The following is a 20,885-nucleotide window of genomic DNA, read 5'->3' on the forward strand; positions in this document are numbered from 1 at the left end:
TGAGCCGGTCGGACGCTAGGGTTCTGCCGTGCGAGCGCGGAAGGTGGTCGAAGGGCGATGAGATACACGGTCACCCACACCACGACCTACTCCTACGACGAGGACGTGACGAACTCGTTCGGGATCGCCAACGTCACTCCGCGCGAGCTGCCGCACCAGCACGTCGAGAGGGCCGAGGTGCGGATCACGCCGGCGCCCGCGGACCAGTCGAGCGACGTCGACTTCTACGGCAACACGGTGACGTACTTCCAGGTCCTCGAGCCGCATCGGCTGCTCGAGATCACGGCGGTCTCTGAGGTCGACGTCAGCACCCCGGTCTATGAAGAGACGAGCTTCGACCAGCCGTGGGAGCGGGCGCGGCCGCTGGTGGACCCGACTCTTCCGGGCGCCTGGCGGGCGACCGACCTGGCGGTGGCCTCGCCGCTCGTGGAGCACACCCAGGAGGCGTACGACTTCGGTGCCGTCTCGCTGACGGAGGGCCGCGGGATCGCGGAGGCGGCGGAGGATCTGATGCACCGGATCCACTCCGGGTTCGACTACGACGACACGGCTACGACCGTCACCTCGACGATCCCGGAGATCTTCGAGGCCGAGGGTGGGGTCTGCCAGGATTTCGCTCACCTGATGTTGGCCTGTTTTCGAGCGCACGGGCTCGCGGCCCGCTATGTTTCCGGCTACCTCGCCACCACCCCTCCGCCGGGGGAGCCGCGGCTCGTCGGAGCCGATGCCTCTCATGCCTGGGTGGAGGTGTGGGTGCCCCACTACGGGGCAGACCTCAGCGGCGCGGGGACGGGCCAGTGGCTCGCCCTCGACCCGACGAACGACACCAGGGCCGACGATCGCTACGTGAGTGTCGCCTGGGGACGTGACTATGCCGATGTGCCTCCTGTGAAGGGGGTCATCTACACCGAAGCCACCACCTCGACCTTGACCGTCTCTGTCGATGTGGCCCCCGACCAGCAGGAGTGAAGTTACGGTGTTGCTCGTGCCTGTATCTGATCCACGGGGCCACCCGCAGCGGGCGAGCATCGTGACCCGCGGCAGCCGCTGGCGTCGCGGAGTTCGCATCTCCGGAGTGCTGGTGCTCGCCGCGGCTCTCACCGCGCTCACCCTCTGGCTGCTGGCGCGCGGCTCGACCCCGGCCGAGGTCACCCGCGAGTTCATGGAGACCACCTCGGTCACCACCCTCTACGAGCTGGCCTCCGACGAGGGCGACGAGCTCCTCGACGGTGGCGGCGCCCGCGCGATGATCGACGCGGCCGAGGGGAGGCGGACCTATGCCGACCCCAACCCGCGCGCGGTGAACCGGGACATGGCCTTCGGCGAGCCCGAGATGTACGGCGACACCGCGCAGGTCACCGTCAGGGTCTCCTACACCGCCGAGGACGGCCCCGTACCGGACGAGTCGATGGTCGTGGTCCTCGTCCGCGAGGACGGCGAGTGGCGCGTCGAGAGCTGGGGGACGGCCTGAAGGGGCCGATGATGAGGGCATGGAAGCGTTCACCTGTCGGGAGTGCGGCAACCGTCTCTACTTCGAGAACTCGGCGTGCGTCTCGTGCGGCACCCGGCTCGCCTACGCCCGCGAGGAGCGCGCGATCGTCCCGGTCTCGCCCGAGGGCAGGTACGTCGACAGCGACGGCTACATCTGGTGGGTCTGCGCCAACACGCTCGAGACCGGATGCACCTGGCTGGCCCGCATCGAAGGCGGCATCTGCTTCGCCTGCGAGCTGACCCGGACCCGGCCCAACGACGCCGCGCCCGAGTTCGTCCAGCAGCAGTACTCCCTTGCCGAACAGGCGAAACGCCACCTCGTCGTCGAGCTCGACAACCTCGGTCTGGAGATCCGCACCAAGGCCGAGGACCCTGCCGAGGGGCTCACCTTCGACCTGCTGGCCAGCGACGGCGTCGCGTCCACCCCCGACGTGGTCATCGGTCACGACGGCGGCGTGATCACGATCGACCTGGCCGAGTCCGACGACGCCTACCGTGAGCACGTCCGGGCGACGCTCGACGAGCCCTACCGCACCCTGCTCGGCCACTTCCGGCACGAGGTCGGCCACTACTACGAGTGGCAGCTGGTCCGGGGGCCCGAGCTGATGAAGCGCTGCACCGAGGTCTTCGGCGACGAGTCGGTCTCCTATGAGGAGTCGCTCCAGCGCCACTACTCCGAAGGACCGCCCGCGGGCTGGACCGAGAACTACATCTCGACCTACGCGACCATGCACCCCTTCGAGGACTTCGCCGAGACCTGGGCCCACTACCTGCACATCCGCGACACGCTCGGCTCCGCGGCGGCGTACGGGCTCGCCGACCCGGTGCCCGCCGAGATGCCGTTCCGGCAGGTCGTCACCGACATCTGGGTGCCCCTCTCGGCCGCGCTGAACGTCATCAGCCGGTCCATGGGCCACGACGATCTGTACCCCTTCGTCATCCCGCCGGCAGTGCTGGACAAGCTCGACTTCGTCTCCTCCCTGGTGCGCGACGCGGGCTGACCCTCCACTCATTCCGTACCGGCGGTGCTCATCGGCAATCTAAACTCCCAACATGTCCGTCACGGCCGCGATCACGGATGCCAGGAGTACGCCAATGTGGAGGATGAGCGGCTGTGGACAGGTCGGCGGGTGAAGGGATCGAGCCACAATGGAATCGAAACGCTCGAGCAAGACGTCGCCTGAGCATGATGATCGCGACCTTCGCTCCGATGAAGTCAGAGCGAACCTCGGCTTTGCGCGACATGGTGTGAGGATCTCGCGGGAAAGTGGGTCCTTCGAATTGCGGGGCGACCTGAATTCAGGTCAAGAGGCATATTTCGACCCAGCATGCAAGGAGCTGATCTCCGAAGCGGTGCAACGGCGCGTTCAAAAGTTCTTCGACAGGCTTGATGGCGAGGTCGTCGAGCGCCTCGGTGAGCGAGGATTCACCGCCACGCTCGACCCCCGCGGGGGATTCTCCGCGCCGGACGTACCGCCTGAGGAACTGCGGGAGTGTATTCGCGCGGTCTCTGAACAGTACAAGTGACGACTCAGTTGCACAGGCTGGCTCGGATCGAGGGCATCGCGTCGACCTCTACCCCTTCGTTGTCTCGCCCGCGGTCCTGGTGCGCGACGCGGGCTGAGCGGCGGGGAGATTCGACCCGGACGACGACTATCGGCACTCTATGCTCCGGACCATGACCGACACCGCTGTCATCATCGACGCCAAGGAGCGTGCCCACCCCGAGTCGGAACGGCTGTGGACGTCGGCGACGGTGATCACGTTCGTACGCACCATCGCGTCGGTGGTGCTGTCGGCGAGCGCCGCGTCTCAGGGCAGCCTGACGCTCCTGGTCATCGCGCTGATCGTCTACTGGGTCGGGGACAGCCTCGACGGGGCGGTCGCCCGATGGCGCGATGAGGAGACGCGGATCGGCGGGGTGCTCGACATCTTCTCCGACCGTCTCTGCGCGGCGGCGTTCTACGTCGGGCTGGCGTTCCTGCAGCCGGACCTGTCGCCGGCGATCTTCGTCTACCTGGCGGAGTTCATGGTGATCGACTGCTTCCTCTCGATCGCCTACCTGGCCTGGCCGATCAAGAGCCCGAACTACTTCTACGTCATCGACCGGACGCTGTGGCGGTGGAACTGGTCCCACCCGGGCAAGGCGCTCAACTCGGGGCTCTTCGCGATCCTGCTGCTGGTCACCGGCTGGATGTGGGTGGGTCTGGCTATCGCCACGGCCCTGCTGGTCATGAAGTGCGTCTCGCTGGGACGGCTCCTCAGGATCGGCTTGCCCGTCCCTCGATGAGACTTCTGATCGGCACGCTGCTCTTCTGTCTCGGCTCTGCGCTCATCCCGGTGATGAACGCCGAGGCGTACCTTTCCGTCGTCGCCCAGAACTCCGGTTGGTGGCCACCGTTGCTCGGGCTCGTCGCCGGGCTCGGCCAGACCGGCGGCAAGGTGGTCTGGTACTACGCCGGTCGCGGATCAACCCAGATCCCCTGGATCAGGAAGAAGCTCGAGTCGCCCAGGTGGCAGGGCTCCTATGACCGCTGGTACGCCCGGACCTCAGGCCGCCCGGTTCTGGCCGCCGCACTCCTGGCCGCGTCAGGCTTCTCCGGCTTTCCGCCGCTCGCGGTGATGGCGGTGCTCTTCGGCGCCCTGCGGTTCAACCTGCCGATCTTCACGCTCACGGTGCTCGTCTCCCGTGCGCTGCGGTTCTGGGTGATCCTGGAGGCGGCGGGTCTCGCCTGGACGTACCTCTGATTCGCTTCAGGATTCAACCACAACGTTAGAGTGAGCCCATGCAGGAGCAGGCGACCTACGTACAGCCCGGCAACGAGTTCAACCGGGACATGAACTACATCCCGGACCGGATCACGCGAGACGCGCGGACGCCCGAGTTCGGGCCGAGCGACGTGCCGTTGTGGCCGGTCGAGCCGGGCCGCTACAGGCTGGTCGCGGCCGCCGCGTGCCCGTGGGCCAACCGGGCGATCATCGTGCGCAACCTGCTCGGGCTGCAAGACGTCATCTCCCTCGGCCTCGCCGGGCCGACGCACGACGCCCGGTCGTGGACCTTCGACCTCGACCCCGGCGGAGTCGACCCGGTGCTCGGCATCGAGCGGCTGCAGGAGGCCTACTTCAAGCGCTACCCCGACTACCCGCGCGGCATCACGGTGCCGGCGATCGTCGAGGAGGCCTCCGGCAAGGTCGTCACCAACGACTTCCCATGGATCACCCACGACTTCTTCCACGAGTGGACCGACTTCTTCGCCGACGACGCGCCCGACCTGTGGCCGCGCGCGCTGCGCGAGGAGATGGACGAGGTCAACCAGCGGGTCTTCACCGAGGTCAACAACGGGGTCTACCGGTGTGGCTTCGCCGGCTCGCAGGAGGCGTACGACGCTGCGTACTCACGTCTCTTCGCTGCCCTCGACTGGCTCGAGGAGCGGCTCTCCGGGCAGCGCTACCTGGTCGGCGACCAGCTCACCGAGTCCGACATCCGGCTGTTCACGACGCTGGCCCGCTTCGACGCGGTCTACCACGGCCACTTCAAGTGCAACCGGCAGAAGCTCGTCGAGTTCCCCGCGCTGTGGGCCTACGCGCGCGACCTCTACCAGACCCCCGGGATCGGCGAGACGCTCGACTTCGACCAGATCAAGCAGCACTACTACGTCGTCCACACCGACCTGAACCCGACGCAGATCGTGCCCGCCGGTCCTGACCTCTCCGGCTGGGACGAGCCGCACGGGCGCGAGTCGCTGGGCTCAGACCACTAGGCGCACTCCTCGGTGCGTGGGCGATCAGCCCGCGTCGGGGATGAAGATGTGGCCGACGGCGGGGTCCGTCGATCCCTCGTGGAAGCCGGCTATCACTGCGGGGGCGTCCTCGAGGCCAGTGTGCTCGAGCAGCTTGATCGAGGGCTGCTCCGTACCTCCCACGCGCTCGAGGAAGTCACGTTCGTCGCGTCGATAACGCTGCATGAACGCGCGCGACTGGCCTTCGGCCTTGTAGGCATCGAGCTGGAGGGCTGCGAAGAAGAAGACCGGAGCGGGTCCCGCGAGGCTGGCGTCGTCCTCGGGGAAGCCGTCGGCTTGGGTCGACCCGATGAGGCAGTCGAAGGCGAGCCGGTTACCGAAGTGCTCGTGAACCCGGCGGCGCAGGTCTCCGTCGCCTGACAGGTCGACGTAGACGGTCCGTCTGGTGCTGTCGATGGCTGTCAGGTCGGCGTACTCAAGTGCCGCGGTGTAGTGGCCGAGGCCCTTCACGAACTCCATGTTGCGGGCCGAGGTGAGCGCGATCTTCGGTGCCGGTGAGTCGGCGAGGCAGTAGGCGGTGCCGTACGCCGTCTTGCTCGACGCGCTCGAGATCACGAACTGCTCGGCGCCGAAGAAGTCGCGGTCGCGGAGGTAGTCGGCGGCGGTGTAGGAGGTGATGAACAGGGCGCGGAAGATGGCGGTGAGGCTGTCCTGTCGTGGGTCGGTCTCCGCGGGCTGGAGCTCGTAGAGGTTGTAGACCTGGGGCGTGCCGGTGCGGTGCTCGGCACCGTCGACGAAGCTACGGGCGGTGACCGTCGTGGGTCGCATCGTCAGGTGGGTCGCGATGGGGAAGTAGCCGAAGATCCGCGTCCCCACGGGGACGTCGGAGGCCTTCGACTCGACGATCTCCGCGTGCCCCCACGCCGGCATGCAGCCGTACCCGGACCGTTCGGCCGGGAACAGATTCCAATAGCCCAGAGCGTCGCCGTAGACCGCGTAGGTCATGTTGTTCGTCGTCAGAGCGAAGCGTTCGATCCGTGCCAGCACCTCGCCCTCGTCGAGCTGCGGTGTCGGGAGGTCCACCAGGTCAGCCACTCCAAGGTCGCTCTTGAGCGACTCCACTCGGGCAATACGAGTCATCGGTTCCTCATCTCCTGGGCCGGGGTGTCAGCGCGGTCTCGTAGAACTTACTAAGCGCTTGCTTAGTTGTCTACGTTGATGTCACTCGGGCCCCTCTCTCCCCGGGGGCGGGTACCGTTTGGCTATGCCGATGTGCCACGGATCACAAGCCCGTGATCGGCGTAGCCAGCGGTGGCAACCCCACCCCGTGTGAAGGAAGCGTGATGACTGAATTTCTGGATCCGAGTCCCAGCCACACCGACATGGTGCAGCTGCTGAACCCCGAGGGAGAACGGGTCTCGCACCCGGACTTCGAGTTCTCACCCGACCGACCTGAGGACGAGGCCGTACGCGGCTTCTACCGCGACATGGTGCTCACCCGTCGCCTCGACGTCGAGGCCACCGCGCTGCAGCGCCACGGCGAGCTGGGCCTGTGGGCACAGCTGCTGGGCCAGGAGGCGGCGCAGATCGGCGCGGCCCGCGCGCTCGCGCCCCAGGACTTCGTCTTCCCGACCTACCGCGAGCACGGCGTGGCCTGGTGCCGCGACGTCGACCCGATGCAGCTGCTCGGACTCTTCCGGGGCACCGACCAAGGTGGCTGGGACCCCGCCGAGCACAACTTCGGGCTCTACACGATCGTCATCGGAGCCCAGACGCTGCACGCGACCGGCTACGCGATGGGTGTCCAGATGGACGGCCTCGTCGGCACCGGCGACCCTCTGCGGGACACGGCTGTCGTGGCCCACTTCGGTGACGGCGCCTCCTCGCAGGGCGACGTCAACGAGGCGATGGTCTTCGCCGCCTCCTACAACGCCCCGGTCGTCTTCTTCTGCCAGAACAACCAGTGGGCCATCTCCGAGCCGGTCGAGCAGATGGTCAAGGTGCCGCTCTACAAGCGCGCCCAGGGCTTCGGCTTTCCGGGCATCCGTGTCGACGGCAACGACGTGCTGGCGACGTACGAGGTGATGAAGTCGGCGCTCAAGCGAGCCCGTGAGGGTGGCGGTCCGACGATGATCGAGGCCTACACCTACCGGATGGGCGCCCACACGACCACCGACGACCCGACCCGCTACCGGCTGTCCGACGAGGTCCAGGCGTGGAAGCTCAAGGACCCGATCGCCCGGGTCGAGGCCTATCTGCGCCGCGGTGGTGGCGCCTCGACCTCCTTCTTCGCCAAGGTGGAGGCCGAGGCCGAGGAGTTCGGCGAGCGTCTGCGTGCCGGGATCCACGCTCTGCCCGAGCCCGATCCCGTACGCCTCTTCGACAACGTCTACACCGAGCTGCCCGACGAGCTGCGTGAGCAGCGCGACGGCTATGCGGCGTACCTCGCCTCCTTCGAGCACGAGGGGGCCTCGCGATGACTGCGCACACTGCCTCGGGATCCGCTTCGGCCAAGATGACGCTTGCGAAGGCGCTCAACGCAGGGCTCCGACGCGCGATGGAGGACGACGACAAGGTCGTCCTGATGGGTGAGGACATCGGCCGGCTCGGTGGTGTCTTCCGGATCACCGACGGGCTGCAGAAGGACTTCGGCGAGGCCCGGGTGATCGACACGCCGCTGGCGGAGTCGGGGATCGTCGGCACGGCGGTCGGGCTCGCGCTGCGGGGCTACCGGCCGGTGGTGGAGATCCAGTTCGACGGGTTCGTCTACCCGGCCTATGACCAGATCGTGTCGCAGGTGGCCAAGTTCCACTACCGCTCCGGCGGCCGGGTCGCGATGCCGATGGTCATCCGGATCCCGTTCGGCGGCGGCATCGGGGCCGTGGAGCACCACAGCGAGTCGCCCGAGGCGCAGTTCGCGCACACCCCTGGTCTCAAGGTGGTGGCCTGCTCGGACCCGGTCGACGCCTACTGGATGATCCAGCAGGCGATCTCCCACCCTGACCCGGTGATCTTCCTGGAGCCGAAGCGGCTCTACCACTCGACAAAGGCCGCCGTGGACGTCGACGCCACGCCTGGTCCGCTGTTCGCCTCGCGGGTGACGCGGACCGGCACCGACCTGACGATGCTGGCCTACGGGCCGACCGTGAAGACCGCGCTGACCGCCGCCGAGGCGGCTGCGGGGGAGGGCAAGTCGGTCGAGGTGATCGACCTGCGCACGCTCTCGCCGCTGGACATGGCGCCGGTCTACGAGTCGGTGCGGCGTACCGGCCGTGCCGTCGTCGTCCACGAGGCTCACGTCAACCTCGGTCTCGGCGCCGAGCTCGCCGCCCGGATCACCGAGACCTGCTTCCACTCCCTGGAGGCACCGGTCCTGCGCGTGGGCGGGTTCGACACGCCCTACCCGCCGGCCCGGGCGGAGGAGTACTTCCTCCCCGACCTCGACCGGGTCCTCGATGCCGTCGACAGGAGCCTGGCATGGTGACCTCCGAGTTCAAGCTGCCCGACGTCGGCGAGGGCCTCACCGAGGCCGAGATCGTCGAGTGGCACGTCGTGGTCGGCGACGTCATCAAGGTCAACGACCCCGTCTGCGACATCGAGACCGCCAAGTCCGTCGTCGAGCTCCCCTCGCCCTACGCGGGGGTGGTCCAGGAGCTCCTGGTCGAGGTCGGCACCGAGGTCCAGGTCGGCACCCCGATCATCCGCATCGGCGACGCCCCCGCCGAGACGTCAGCTGCGTCGGCCGAGACGTCAGTTGCGTCGGCCGAGACGGCAGCTCCAGAGCCGGACGAAGCCGAGAAGCCGCTGACGCTGGTCGGCTACGGCTCCAAGGAAGACGCGGTCGTACGCCGCAACCGCACCGTCTCCGCGCCGGCCGCCGCCGCGGGCACCGGCGTGCTCGCCAAGCCGACCGCCCGCAAGGCCGCCCGGGACCGCGGGATAGATCTATCCAGCGTCACGCCCGCTCGGGCAGACGGCGTGATCACGACCGCGGACCTCGACTCTGTTGGTTTCGACACGGGCTCCTTCGTACCTCAGGAGCCCGGCTCAACCAGCGGGGACCGCGAGCGTCGTGAGCCGATCAAGGGCCTGCGAAAGCAGATGGGCCAGGCGATGGTCGACTCGGCATTCACGCTGCCGCACGTGACCATCTGGACGACGATCGATGTGACACGTACGTCCGAGCTGGTCGCCGGCCTCAAGGCCAACCGTGACTTCGCCGAGGTCCGCGTCAGCCCCCTGCTGATCGTGGCCAAGGCGACGCTCCTGGCGATGCGACGTACGCCGATCGTAAACTCCTGGTGGGATGAGGCCGCCCAGGAGATCGTCTTCAAGGAGTACGTCAACCTCGGCATCGCCGCGGCCACTCCCAGGGGCCTCCAGGTACCGAACGTGAAGGGCGCCGACCGGATGTCCCTGGTCGAGCTCGGAGCCGCGATCAACGAGCTCACCGCCACCGCTCGCACCGGCAAGACCCCGCCGGCCGACCAGACCGGCGGGACGTTCACGATCACCAACATCGGTCCGTTCGGCATCGACGGCGGCGCCCCGATCATCAACCCGGGCGAGTCCGCGATCCTCTCCGTCGGGGCGATCAAGCGTCAGCCGTGGGTTGTCGGCACTGGTGACGACGAGCGCATCGAGCCGCGCGACGTCTGCACCCTCGCGCTCAGCTTCGACCACCGCCACATCGACGGCGAGGCGGGCTCCCGCTTCCTCGCCGACGTGGCGAGGATCGTCGGCGACCCGAGCACGGCCCTGCTGTTCTGACCCGTTCGACAATCGCTCCACAGAACGCCAATTCGCTACCTCGAGGGGTATGGGATCTGGCACGATCCTCAGGCCCGCGCTGGCGCGGGCCTGAGGATTTCTGGAGGCAGGAATGGTGCTCCTGACGGGGCGCACGCTGCTTGCCGGGATCGTCGCGATGGCCGCCTCGGCGACCGTGCTCGTGGCGAGTCCGGCGAGCGCGGCGACAACATCGACCGGCGTACGTTGCACGATCGTCGGTACGTCCGGCGCGGACGTCCTACGAGGCACATCGGGGCGCGACGTCATCTGTGGTCGCGGTGGCAGCGACGTGATCTACGCGCGCAGCGGCAACGACCTCGTCGACGGTGGTGGAGGCAACGACCGGATCTACGGCAGCTACGGCACCGACAAGCTGCTCGGCGGAACCGGGCGTGACAGCATCCGAGGCGAAGCCGGCGCGGATGCCGTCTACGGCGGATCGTCCTCCGACTATCTCTACGGCGGCACCTCGGACGACACCATCCGCGGTGGCTCCGGCAACGACCAGATCCAGGGCGATGACGGTCACGACCACATCTACGGCGAAGCCGACCCGGACACGATCAACGGCGGGACCGGCTGGGACGAGCTCTACGGCGGCACAGGCGGCGACCGCATCCTGGGTGGCAAGGGCAACGACCGCGCGTACGGGGGAGACAACGCCGACGGGCTCTACGGCGGTGCGGGCAACGATCAGCTGCACGGTGGCAACCACAACGATCTGGTCCTCGGAGAGTCCGATGCGGATCGCCTCTGGGGTGACGCCGGAGCCGATCAGATACGAGGTGGCAGCGGCGCCGACCAGCTCGCCGGTGGAGACGGCAACGATCACCTCGAAGGTGAGAGCAACGACGACGTCCTCACCGGTGGCGCCGGGACCGACCAGCTGACCGGTGGCACCGGCATCAACCGTTGCAGCTATGACACCTATGACTACCTGCTCGGCGGCTGCGGCACCGACAAGGCCGCTCCGAAGGTGGTCAGCGCGGCGTTCGTCCCGAGCACGGTCGACACCACGGCCGCAGATGCCAAGGTGAAGCTGCGTCTGCGGGCGAGCGACGACATCGGGATCGACTACATCCAGGCGCACGTGACCATCGAGAACAACAACTTCCGCGACTCGATCTACATCAGCTCCATGACCAGGGTGTCGGGCGGGCCGCGTGACGGTTGGTACGAGCACACGGTGACGGTGCCGCGCTACACCCCGGCGCAGACGATGCACGCACAGGTCTCGATCACGGACTCTGCCGGTCGCTACGGCGGTGGTGCCTACGGGAAGCTCACGGTCACCGACAGCGATCCCGACATGACCCCGCCGACTGTCGCGGTCACGAAGCTGTCACCCACCTCGGTCAACGTGACCTCGGCTGCGAAGACCGTGCAGGTGTCGGTGCACGCGACCGATGCGAAGTCGGGGATCAAAGAGATCGGGATGTGCCTGCTCCGTCCAGGGGCCAGTGCTTCTGATCCGTACGACTCAGTGGCCTGCGACGAGTCCGTCGCCCGAGCCAGCGGCACGACGCGTGACGGCATCTGGACCACGACACTGACGGTTCCGAAGGGGTCGCCGGGCGGTGTCTACAACCTGTTCGTGGAGGCGGTCGACCGCGTCGGCCACATCACTGAGTGGCTCGGTCCGGAGGCGTACCACGCCTATGTCGACCACGGCTGGTGCTGCTCCGACTGGCGGGAGCTGCCGGGCGATCTGAGCAGGGTCGACGTCACCGGCCCCGCCCAGGACACCAAGCCGCCAACGCTGATGTCGGTGCAGCTCGACAAGAGCACTGTCCGCACGGCCACCGGCGCCGACCGGATCCGGGTGCGGGCGCGGGTGACCGATCCGTACACCGCGTCCGGCGGGATCGGCCAAGTGGACGCCGAGCTGATCGCGAGTGGTTCAGCGAGCGATCCGTCGTTCCAGCGGGTATCGCTCGACCTGGCGAGCGGCACCGTCTTCGACGGCTGGTGGGAGGGCTATGTGGTCGTCCCGCAGGGCACCTCGACGGGGACGTACCACCTCTGGATCGGCCTCCTGGACCGTGGCTCCAACCATGTGGGATTCACCGATGCAGCGTTCGCTGACGCCACCGGGAGCTACCTGGGGCACGCTGACATTCCCGTGATCCAGGTCGTCGGCGAGTAGGCGTTGCCTTTCTGACAACGCCGAGTCGTCAGCTGCGTGGGGGGGGGGGGGGGCCCCCGGGGCGGGGGCCCCCCCCCCCCCCCCCCGCGCTGGTCTGACTCGGGGCTAGCCCTTCCGGTAGGGCACGCCGTCGGCGGCCGGGGCACGCGAGTGCCCGACGAGCCCGGCGACAGCGAAGATCGTCACGACGTACGGCAGCATCAGCATGAACTGCGACGGCACCGGCGAGCCGATCACCGAGAGCACGGACTCGACGTTGGAGGCGAAGCCGAAGAGCAGCGCCGCCAGCGTCGCCTTGATCGGATCCCACTTGCCGAAGATCACCGCCGCGAGCGCGATGTAGCCCGCGCCGCCGGTCATCTCGCGGCCGAAGGACGGCACCGAGACGAGCGTGTACGTCGCCCCGCCGATGCCCGCGATCGCGCCGGCCAGCAGCACGGTGCGGTAGCGGGTGGCGATCACGTTGATGCCGACGGTGTCGGCCGCCTTCGGGTGCTCGCCGACCGCGCGCACGCGCAGGCCCCACTTGGAGCGGTAGAGGGCCCAGGCGACGAGGAAGACGGCGGCGTACATGATGTAGACCAGCACCGTCTGGCGGAAGAAGATCGGGCCGACGACCGGGATGCCGGACAGCAGCGGGATCTCCAAGCGCGGGAAGTGGGGCGGGTTGTTGAGCGCCGCGGCATTCTCCGAGAGGACCTGGGAGAACATGAAGCTGGTGAAGCCGATCACGAGCACGTTGAGGACGACACCGACGATGACCTGCTCGACCCAGTAGGTGATCGCGAACAGCCCAAGGAGCAGTGCGACCAGCATCCCCGCGACCATCGCGGCCACCAGGCCCGCCCACGGGCTGCCGGTGAGGGAGGCGACGATCGCCGCGCCGAAGGCGCCGAAGAGAAGCTGGCCGTCGATGGCGATGTTGACGACGCCCGACCGCTCACCGACTACGCCGCCGAGCGCACCGAACACGAGCGGCACCGCCAGCGCCAGCGAGCCGGCGAGCAGGCCGACCACGGGAAGCGTCTTGCCCGCGACCGCCCAGGCCAGGAACCCGGACACCGCGATCACGGCGAACGCCGCGACCAGCACCAGGGGAGTCTTGCGGCCGGCGCGAGCGTTCCAGACGGCGTACGCCGTGCACAGCAGGCACAGGACCACGGCCGTCCAGACGATGCCGTTGGCGGGCAGCGTGATGTCGGGGATGGCGAACCAGTCACCGTCGCGACTCCACCTGAAGGTGGAGTCGCCGGTGCGAGGAGCCAGGATGACCAGCAACGCCACCAGCACGGTGAACACAGCCATGACGATGGGCGTCTTCCACAGGCCCGGGATGCGCTCGGCGACGACTGGTGCGTCGGAGTTGACCGGAAGATCGACAACGGACATGGTCCTCAGGCCTCCTTCGTGGGGAGTCGGAAGATCGCCTTCACCAAAGGTGGCGCGGCGAGGAACAGCACGATCAGGGACTGGATGACCAGCACGATGTCGACCGGGATGCCTTCGGAGGCCTGCATGAAGAAGCCGCCGGACTTGAACGCGCCGAACAGGATCCCGGCGGCCAGGATGCCGAACGGACGGGACCGTCCGAGCAGCGCGACGGTGATCGCGTCGAAGCCGATCCCGGCGTCGAGACCGCTGGTCGCGCCGTCGGTCACCGAGCCGAGCACCTGGTTGACACCGGCCAGCCCGACCAGGGCGCCGGAGATCAGGAACGCGCTCAGGTAGGCGACCCCGACGTTGATGCCGGAAGCCTTGGCGGCGGCGGGGTTCTCGCCGACCGCGCGGAACCGGTAGCCGAGCGAGGAACGGTTGAGGATCCACCAGACCAGGAACGTCGCCAGCACGGCGAGCAGGAAACCGGCATGCAGGTTGAACTGCGGCCCGAGCAGGTCCGGCAGGATCGCCGACTCCGGCATCGGCGAGGACTTCGGGTTGCCCGACCCGGGCGCTTGGAGCAGCGACTTGCGGGTCAGGGCGTAGAAGACGAGGTAGTAGCCGATGTAGTTGAGCATGATCGTCACGATCACCTCGTGGGCGCCGGTGAGTGCCTTGAGGAGGCCGGCGATCCCGCCCCACAGGGCGGCGGCCAGCGCTCCGACGAGGATTGCCAGCGGCAGGTGCACGATCATCGGCAGGTCGAGCCTGACCGCCACGAACGCGGCCGCGGCGCCACCGAGCAGCATCTGACCGCGACCACCGATGTTGAAGAGCCCGGCGCGGAAGGTCAGGCCGATGCCGAGCCCGGCCAGCGTCAGCGGCGCGGCGAACTTCATCGTCTCGGTGATCGGCTTGATCTGCTGGGCGAACGTGCCGCCCAGGTCGTTGTAGACCGAACCCCGCCACAGCGAGACGTACGCCCCCGAGATGGCCTCCCACGCGTAGAAGAACGTGTCGGAGGGGCGGGCGAAGAAGTAGGAGAGCCCGTAGCGGACGTCCTCGTCGGTGAAGAGGATCATCAGCGACCCGAAGAACATCGCGAGCACCACCGAGAGCACCGCGACCAGCGCGTTGCCCGTGGTGATCTCGCGCATCGCCACGTGCCAACGGCTCGCCTCGGGCACCCGGTCGGCGTCCGCGCTTCGCGCGGTCACTCCCTCGCTCGGCGCGAGCGGACGAGCAAGCTCGCCGCTCGACCTCGCTCCGGTCGTCTCGGCGGCCGCGCCCTCCGCCTGCTCGGTGGGCTCTGTCTTCTCGGCCGGCTGGTTCTCCGGCCCCTTCTCACTCACGACTCGATCCCTTCAGGAGTCTCGCCGGCCATCATCAGGCCGAGGGTGTCGCGGGAGGTGTCGGCGGGCACGATGCCCACGACCCGCCCGCGGTAGAGGACCATGATCCGGTCGGCGAGGGCGGCGATCTCGTCGAGCTCGGTGGAGACCACGAGCACCGGGACACCGGTGTCGCGCGCGGCCACGATCTGCTGGTGGATGAACTCGATCGACCCGACATCGACACCGCGCGTCGGCTGTGCCGCGACGAGAAGTCGCAGGTCACGGGAGAGTTCTCGGGCGACAACGACCTTCTGCTGGTTGCCGCCCGACAGCTGTCCGGCCAGGGTCGAGACCCCGGGGGCGCGGACGTCGTACTCGGCCAGCTTCTCCTTGGCGAAGGTGTCGAGCTTCTTCAGGTTCAGCGAGCCGCGCGAGACGAAGGGCTCGTCATAGCTGCGGTTGAGCATGAGGTTCTCGGCGATGGTGAAGTTGCTGACCAGGCCGTCGACCTGGCGGTCCTCGGGGATGAACCCGATCCCCGCCTCGAGCGCCTTGCGCACCGAGCGGCCCACGATCTCGCGGCCGTCGAGCTTGATCGAGCCCTCGACGTGCGGAGCCAGGCCGACCATGGCCTCGGTGAGCTCGGTCTGGCCGTTGCCCTGGACCCCGGCGACGGCGAGGATCTCGCCGGCGTCGATGTGGAAGCTGATCGAGTCGACGTGGACACGGCCGTCCTCGTCGGCCACGGTGAGGTCGGAGACGACGAGTGCGCGCTCGCCCGGCTGCGCCGGGTCCTTGTGCACCTTGAGCTCGACCGGGCGCCCGACCATCAGCGCCGCGAGCTCGGCGTTGGAGGCCTCCGGGGAGGCCTCGCCGACGACCGTGCCGCGGCGGATGACCGTGATCCGGTCGGCCACCTCGCGCACCTCGCGAAGCTTGTGGGTGATGAACACGATGCCCGTGCCCGACTCCTTGAGCTGGCGCATGATCGCCATCAGCTCATCGGTCTCCTGCGGCGTCAGCACGGCGGTGGGCTCGTCGAAGACGAGCACCTCGGCGTCACGCGAGAGCGCCTTGATGATCTCGACCCGCTGCTGCACGCCGACGGGGAGATCCTCGACGAGCGCGTCGGGGTCCACGTGGAAGCCGAAGCGGTCGGAGATCTCCCGGACCCGCTTGCGGGCGGCGTCCAGGTCGAGGCTGCCGGCGAACCCGGTGGTCTCGTGGCCGAGCATGACGTTCTCGGCGACGGTGAAGACGGGGATGAGCATGAAGTGCTGGTGCACCATGCCGATGCCGGCGGCCATCGCGTCGCCGGGACCCTTGAAGCGCTGCGGCTCGTCGTCGATGACGATCTCGCCCTCGTCGGCCTGGTAGAGGCCGTAGAGCACGTTCATCAGCGTGGACTTGCCCGCACCGTTCTCACCGAGCAGGCAGTGGATCTCACCCGGCTCGACGGTCAGGGAGATGTGGTCGTTGGCGACCAGGGAGCCGAAGCGCTTGGTGATGTCGCGAAGCGCGAGTCTCATGGCACGGATCATTCCTTGCAGGGGTGAAGAAGTTCCGGAAGTACGTGGCGAGGGGGCCGGGTGCATCCGGCCCCCTCGTCATGGTGGTCCCGGCGAGCGGGGCCACCGGGTGGGTCACTCCGCCAGGTAGGAGTTGACCTTGATCGAGCCGTCCTTGATGCCGGCGGTGACTTCCTCGATCTCGTCGGGGAGAGTCTCGGAGACCTTCGACTCGAAGTTGTGGAACGGCGCCAGGCCGACCCCGTCGTTCTCGAGCGTGCCGACGTACGGCGTCGCGTCGAACTTGTCCTCACCCGCGGCGAGGATGACATCCGTGGTGGAGGTCTTCATGTTCTTCAGGATGGAGGTGAGCACGACGTCCTGGGTGTTCGGGTCGGTCTCGTAGAAGTCGGCGTCGACACCGATCAGGGCGACCTCCTTGCCGGAGTCGGCGATCGCGGTGAGCGCACCCTGGTAGATCGGGCCGCCGACCGGCAGGATCACGTCGGCGTTCTGGTCGATGATCTGGCGGGCGGTGTTGGTGGCCTTCTCGTTGGCGACGAACTCGCCGGTGAAGGAGCCCTTCTCGCCGCCCTCGTAGCCGACGACCTTGACGTCCTTGTTCTTGGTCTTCGCGTAGTACTCGACGCCCTGCTTGAACCCGTCCATGAAGATCGTCACGGTCGGGAACGGCTGGCCGCCGTAGGTGCCGACGACGCCGGTCTTGGTGTAGTCGGCGGCGACGTAGCCGGCCAGGAACGCGGCCTGGGCGGTGTCGTAGAGGATCGGCTTGATGTTCTCCGCGTCCGTCTTGCCGTCGAAGTCGGCGTCGGCCGCGTCGTCGATCAGGACGTACTCGGTCTCGGGGTTGGCCTTGGCGGACTCGATGGTCGCCGCCGACAGCGCGAAGCCGACGGTCACGATGGTGTCGCAGCTCTGCCCCACCAGGCCCTCCAGGTTGGAGGTGTAGTCGTTGGGGCTGTTGGACTCGACGTCCTTGAACTTCGAGCCCAGCTCGTCCGCGGCTTCCTTCACGCCCTCGTAGCTGAGCTGGTTGAACGACTTGTCGTCGAACCCGCCCTCGTCGGAGACGATGCAGGGAAGGTAGTCGCTGTTCCCCTCCCCGGCGCGCTCGGCCGGCGCCTCTCCGCACGCGGCGAGCGCGGCAGCGGTCAGGACCGCGGCGAAGCCGCCGGCGGCGGCCTTCTTCATGTTGTTCTTCACTGGTGCCTCCAGGTCGTTGCTCCGCGAAGCGCGGCGCAAAGGACATTCATGTCCGAACGTTCTCCCCAAAGACCGAGCATTGCCAGGGATTACGCGAACGGTTACCAACTTTTGATCTCGACGAAGCCTAAGCCTCGTACCTTGTGCTTGGTTGTCCGGACAGGCTTTAAGGTCGAACCATGACCGAGAAGCAGACGTACGCCGCAGAGGGCTTTGACTGGGAAGGCCTGCGTGCGCAAGCGGTGGAGGCCGCAAAACATGCGTACGCGCCCTACTCCAACTACCCCGTCGGAGTGGCCGGAGTCGCCGACGATGGGCGCCTTCTCCAGGGGTGCAACGTGGAGAACGCGGCCTACGGCGTCACGCTGTGCGCCGAGTGTGGCCTGGTCTCCTCGCTGCACATGACCGGCGGCGGCCGACTCACCCACGTCGTCTGCGTGAACGGCGCCGGCGAGGTCATCATGCCCTGCGGCCGCTGCCGTCAGCTGCTCTGGGAGAACGGCGGCCCGGAGCTGCTGCTGATGACCGTCTCGGGCGTGAGGCCGATGTCCGAGGTCCTTCCCGACGCCTTTGGCGCGGAGAACCTCGCGTGATCCACGTTCCGGTTCGAGAAGTGGTCACTCTGGGCCGTCGCCGGCGGCTCGAGGAGGCCCATAGTGACCACTTCTCCGGGCGGTCGTGGGTGAGAGGCGTCGTCCGGTAGCGGACGTGCAGCAGTCGCGCCTTACGCTGTCCGCATGGCGGAACATGATGCGGTCGAGGTGATCCTCGCCAAGCGCGACGGCGGCGAGCTGAGCGACTCCCAGATCGACTGGATGATCGCGGCCTACACGGCCGGGGTCGTGGCCGAGGAGCAGATGTCGGCGCTCAACATGGCGATCCTGCTCAACGGGATGTCGCGGCGCGAGATCGCGCGGTGGACGGCGGCGATGATCGCGTCGGGCGAGCGGATGTCGTTCTCCTCCCTGGCAAGGCCGACCGCCGACAAGCACTCCACCGGCGGCGTGGGCGACAAGATCACGCTGCCGCTGGCGCCGCTGGTCGCCGCGTGCGGCGTGGCGGTGCCGCAGCTGTCCGGGCGCGGGCTCGGCCACACCGGCGGCACGCTCGACAAGCTCGAGTCGATCCCCGGGTGGCGCGCGTCGCTGTCCAACGAGGAGATGCTGGACCAGCTCGGGTCGGTCGGCGCGGTGATCTGCGCGGCAGGTGAGGGGCTGGCCCCGGCCGATCGCAAGCTGTACGCGCTGCGCGACGTCACCGGCACCGTCGAGTCGATCCCGCTGATCGCCTCCTCGATCATGTCCAAGAAGATCGCCGAGGGCACCGGGGCGCTGGTCCTCGACGTCAAGGTCGGCGCCGGGGCGTTCATGAAGACGCTCGCCTCCGCGCAGGAGCTGGCGCGCACCATGGTCGATCTCGGCACCGACGCGGGCGTCAACACGGTCGCGCTCGTGACCGACATGGCCACCCCGCTCGGCCTGACCGCCGGCAACGCGATCGAGGTCACCGAGTCCGTCGAGGTCCTGGCGGGCGGTGGACCCGCCGACGTCGTTGAGCTCACCGTCGCGCTGGCCCGGGAGATGCTGGCCGTTGCCGGTGTGTCCGGTCCGGACCCCGCCGACGTACTCGCCTCCGGCAAGGCCATGGACTCCTGGCGGGCGATGATCTCGGCCCAGGGCGGCGATCCGTCGGCGCCGCTGCCGGTCGCCCGCGAGACACACGTGGTCACCGCGCCGACGTCCGGTGTCCTCACCCGGCTCGACGCGATGGCCGTCGGGCTCGCCGCCTGGCGCCTCGGCGCCGGGCGGGAGCGGAAGGAGGACGCCGTCCAGGCCGGGGCCGGCGTCACCTGGCACGCTCGCCCGGGCGACTCCGTCACTGCTGGTACGCCGCTGTTCACCCTTCACACCGACACCCCTGAGCGCTTCGACCGTGCGCTGGCCTCGCTGGAGGGTGGCTACGAGATCGAGGACGGGGCTGCGTACGAGCCGACGCCGCTGATCCTCGACCGCATCGGCTGACTGCCGACCGCTGGTCGAGCCGTGAGGCCGCCTGCGGCCGAGCGTGTCGAGACCAACACGGTCCCTTGCCGCGCTCGATGGGACCGTGTTGGTCTCGACACGGATTCGTTCGTCCCTCACGAATCCGGCTCGACCAGCGGGGGAGAGATAACCGGTCGCGCAGCGCCCGAGCGGGAAGCCAGACTTCACCCATGGAGATCGTCAAGCCACCCAAGGCCGTCGCGGGCGACAAGGTCGCCGTGCTGTCACCCTCGTTCGCCGCACCGGGGGTGGCACCGGCGATCCACGAGCAGGCGCTGACGCGGTTGACCGAGGTGACCGGGCTGGTGCCGGTGGAGTATCCGACGACGCGGAAGGTCGGTGCGACGCCGCAGGAGCGGGCGGCCGACCTGAACGCCGCCTTCGGCGACCCGGAGATCCGGGCGGTGCTGGCGACGATCGGCGGTGAGGACCAGATCACCGTGATCCCGCACCTCGACGCGGACCTGATCCGCAAGGACCCGAAGCCGTTCCTCGGCTACAGCGACAACACGAACCTCCTCAACTGGCTGTGGACCAACGGCGTCGCCGCGTTCCACGGCGGGTCGACGCAGGTCCACCTCGGCCCGGGACCGGGGCTCGACCCGATCCACGAGGCCTCGCTCAAGGCGGCGCTCCTCACCGGCGAGACCCTCGAGATCACCGAGCCGGGGGAGTCCGAGGACATCGGCCGCGACTGGAACGACCCACGCGCGCTGACCGAGTACGGCGAGCGTGAGGCGACCGAGCCGTGGACCTGGGCCGGCCCTGCCCGTAAGGTCACCGGCCGCACCTGGGGCGGCTGCATCGAGATCCTCCAGTGGGCACTGACCGCCGGGCGCTTCCCGGCCGACCCGGGGGTGCTGGCGGGCGGTGTACTCCTCCTGGAGACCTCCGAGGAGCTCATCCCGGCGCACGAGTTCGGCTGGATCACGCGTTCGCTGGGCGAGCGTGGGCTGCTCGAGGCGATCGACGCGGTGATCGTCGCCCGCCCGCCGACGTCGGCCATGCCTGAAACGACCAGTGAACGCCAGCCTAGCGCCGAGGAGCGTGCCGCCAAGCGCGCCGAGCAGCGCGACGCGGCGATCGAGACCATCGCCCGCTACAACCCGGACGCGGTGGTCGTCGTCGGCCCGCCGTTCGGGCACACCCGACCGCAGTGGATCGTGCCCTACGGCGGCGAGATGACCGTCGACGGCACCTCCCGGCGTCTGTGGGCCGACTACTCCTGAGGG

General features: G+C 68.4%; 19 protein-coding genes. 14 read left to right on the forward strand and 5 right to left on the reverse strand.

The genetic code is table 11. The features are described from left to right. Nucleotides 1–57 precede the first annotated feature (57 nt). The 7 genes from ACFWQC_RS01785 (at nt 58) to ACFWQC_RS01815 (ending at nt 5,252) form a co-directional block, all read left to right on the forward strand. Nucleotides 58–969, forward strand: coding sequence for a transglutaminase N-terminal domain-containing protein (locus ACFWQC_RS01785; RefSeq protein ID WP_378672175.1), 912 nt, complete (start codon nt 58–60; stop codon nt 967–969). A 16-nt stretch (nt 970–985) separates the two neighbouring features. Then, on the forward strand, nt 986–1,471 hold the full coding sequence (locus ACFWQC_RS01790) for a hypothetical protein (RefSeq protein ID WP_378672178.1): 486 nt from the start codon (nt 986–988) through the stop codon (nt 1,469–1,471). A gap of 19 nt (nt 1,472–1,490) precedes the next feature. Beyond that, on the forward strand, nt 1,491–2,492 hold the full coding sequence (locus tag ACFWQC_RS01795; RefSeq protein WP_378672181.1) for a putative zinc-binding metallopeptidase: 1,002 nt from the start codon (nt 1,491–1,493) through the stop codon (nt 2,490–2,492). Between the two features lie 148 nt (nt 2,493–2,640). After that, complete coding sequence (locus ACFWQC_RS01800; RefSeq protein ID WP_378672184.1) at nt 2,641–3,018, forward strand: hypothetical protein; 378 nt, start codon at nt 2,641–2,643, stop codon at nt 3,016–3,018. Between the two features lie 151 nt (nt 3,019–3,169). After that, on the forward strand, nt 3,170–3,781 hold the full coding sequence (locus ACFWQC_RS01805) for a CDP-alcohol phosphatidyltransferase family protein (RefSeq protein ID WP_378672187.1): 612 nt from the start codon (nt 3,170–3,172) through the stop codon (nt 3,779–3,781). Further along, a complete protein-coding gene (locus ACFWQC_RS01810) occupies nt 3,778–4,239 on the forward strand; it encodes a hypothetical protein (protein WP_378672190.1) in 462 nt (153 codons plus the stop codon). The genes ACFWQC_RS01805 and ACFWQC_RS01810 overlap by 4 nt, the downstream gene beginning before the upstream one ends. A 38-nt stretch (nt 4,240–4,277) precedes the next feature. Further along, on the forward strand, nt 4,278–5,252 hold the full coding sequence (locus ACFWQC_RS01815; protein ID WP_378672193.1) for a glutathione S-transferase family protein: 975 nt from the start codon (nt 4,278–4,280) through the stop codon (nt 5,250–5,252). A gap of 24 nt (nt 5,253–5,276) precedes the next feature. Here ACFWQC_RS01815 and ACFWQC_RS01820 read toward each other — a convergent pair whose 3' ends face one another. Beyond that, nucleotides 5,277–6,371, reverse strand: coding sequence for a DUF2855 family protein (locus ACFWQC_RS01820; RefSeq protein WP_378672196.1), 1,095 nt, complete (start codon nt 6,369–6,371; stop codon nt 5,277–5,279). A 203-nt stretch (nt 6,372–6,574) separates the two neighbouring features. On the opposite strand from ACFWQC_RS01820, the gene pdhA reads away from it, so the two are divergent. From pdhA to ACFWQC_RS01840, 4 genes are all read left to right on the forward strand, one after another. After that, nucleotides 6,575–7,711 (forward strand): pyruvate dehydrogenase (acetyl-transferring) E1 component subunit alpha, encoded by a 1,137-nt coding sequence (gene pdhA, locus ACFWQC_RS01825; RefSeq protein WP_378672199.1) that lies wholly within the window; start codon nt 6,575–6,577, stop codon nt 7,709–7,711. Continuing rightward, nucleotides 7,708–8,715: an alpha-ketoacid dehydrogenase subunit beta gene (locus ACFWQC_RS01830; protein ID WP_378672202.1), complete on the forward strand. Its 1,008-nt coding sequence runs from the start codon at nt 7,708–7,710 to the stop codon at nt 8,713–8,715. The genes pdhA and ACFWQC_RS01830 overlap by 4 nt, the downstream gene beginning before the upstream one ends. Beyond that, nucleotides 8,709–10,001, forward strand: coding sequence for a dihydrolipoamide acetyltransferase family protein (locus ACFWQC_RS01835; RefSeq protein WP_378672205.1), 1,293 nt, complete (start codon nt 8,709–8,711; stop codon nt 9,999–10,001). The genes ACFWQC_RS01830 and ACFWQC_RS01835 overlap by 7 nt, the downstream gene beginning before the upstream one ends. Nucleotides 10,002–10,113: 112 nt before the next feature. Next, nucleotides 10,114–12,168 carry a calcium-binding protein gene (locus ACFWQC_RS01840; protein ID WP_378672208.1) on the forward strand — a complete coding sequence of 685 codons (2,055 nt, stop codon included), beginning with the start codon at nt 10,114–10,116 and terminating at the stop codon, nt 12,166–12,168. A gap of 105 nt (nt 12,169–12,273) precedes the next feature. On the opposite strand, the gene ACFWQC_RS01845 is transcribed toward ACFWQC_RS01840, so the two are convergent. The 4 genes from ACFWQC_RS01845 to ACFWQC_RS01860 all read right to left on the reverse strand — a co-directional run bounded on the left by ACFWQC_RS01845 (nt 12,274) and on the right by ACFWQC_RS01860 (nt 17,611). Next, entirely contained in the window at nt 12,274–13,557 is a 1,284-nt protein-coding gene (locus ACFWQC_RS01845) for an ABC transporter permease (RefSeq protein ID WP_378672211.1), read from the reverse strand. A 5-nt stretch (nt 13,558–13,562) separates the two neighbouring features. Beyond that, a complete protein-coding gene (locus ACFWQC_RS01850) occupies nt 13,563–14,897 on the reverse strand; it encodes an ABC transporter permease (protein WP_378672214.1) in 1,335 nt (444 codons plus the stop codon). After that, the gene (locus ACFWQC_RS01855; protein ID WP_378672217.1) at nt 14,894–16,408 is read right to left on the reverse strand and encodes an ABC transporter ATP-binding protein; all 1,515 of its coding nucleotides are present in this window, start codon (nt 16,406–16,408) and stop codon (nt 14,894–14,896) included. The genes ACFWQC_RS01850 and ACFWQC_RS01855 overlap by 4 nt, the downstream gene beginning before the upstream one ends. Before the next feature lie 114 nt (nt 16,409–16,522). Then, nucleotides 16,523–17,611 carry a BMP family protein gene (locus tag ACFWQC_RS01860; protein WP_378672220.1) on the reverse strand — a complete coding sequence of 363 codons (1,089 nt, stop codon included), beginning with the start codon at nt 17,609–17,611 and terminating at the stop codon, nt 16,523–16,525. Between the two features lie 179 nt (nt 17,612–17,790). Between ACFWQC_RS01860 and ACFWQC_RS01865 the strand changes: the two genes are divergently transcribed. From ACFWQC_RS01865 to ACFWQC_RS01875, 3 genes are all read left to right on the forward strand, one after another. Next, complete coding sequence (locus tag ACFWQC_RS01865; RefSeq protein WP_378672223.1) at nt 17,791–18,204, forward strand: cytidine deaminase; 414 nt, start codon at nt 17,791–17,793, stop codon at nt 18,202–18,204. 144 nt (nt 18,205–18,348) lie between these two features. Further along, the gene (locus ACFWQC_RS01870; RefSeq protein WP_378672226.1) at nt 18,349–19,632 is read left to right on the forward strand and encodes a thymidine phosphorylase; all 1,284 of its coding nucleotides are present in this window, start codon (nt 18,349–18,351) and stop codon (nt 19,630–19,632) included. Between the two features lie 191 nt (nt 19,633–19,823). Continuing rightward, nucleotides 19,824–20,882: a S66 peptidase family protein gene (locus ACFWQC_RS01875; RefSeq protein WP_378672229.1), complete on the forward strand. Its 1,059-nt coding sequence runs from the start codon at nt 19,824–19,826 to the stop codon at nt 20,880–20,882. Nucleotides 20,883–20,885: the final 3 nt, after the last annotated feature.

Source organism: Nocardioides sp. NPDC058538, assembly GCF_042719275.1.
Classification (GTDB): domain Bacteria; phylum Actinomycetota; class Actinomycetes; order Propionibacteriales; family Nocardioidaceae; genus Nocardioides.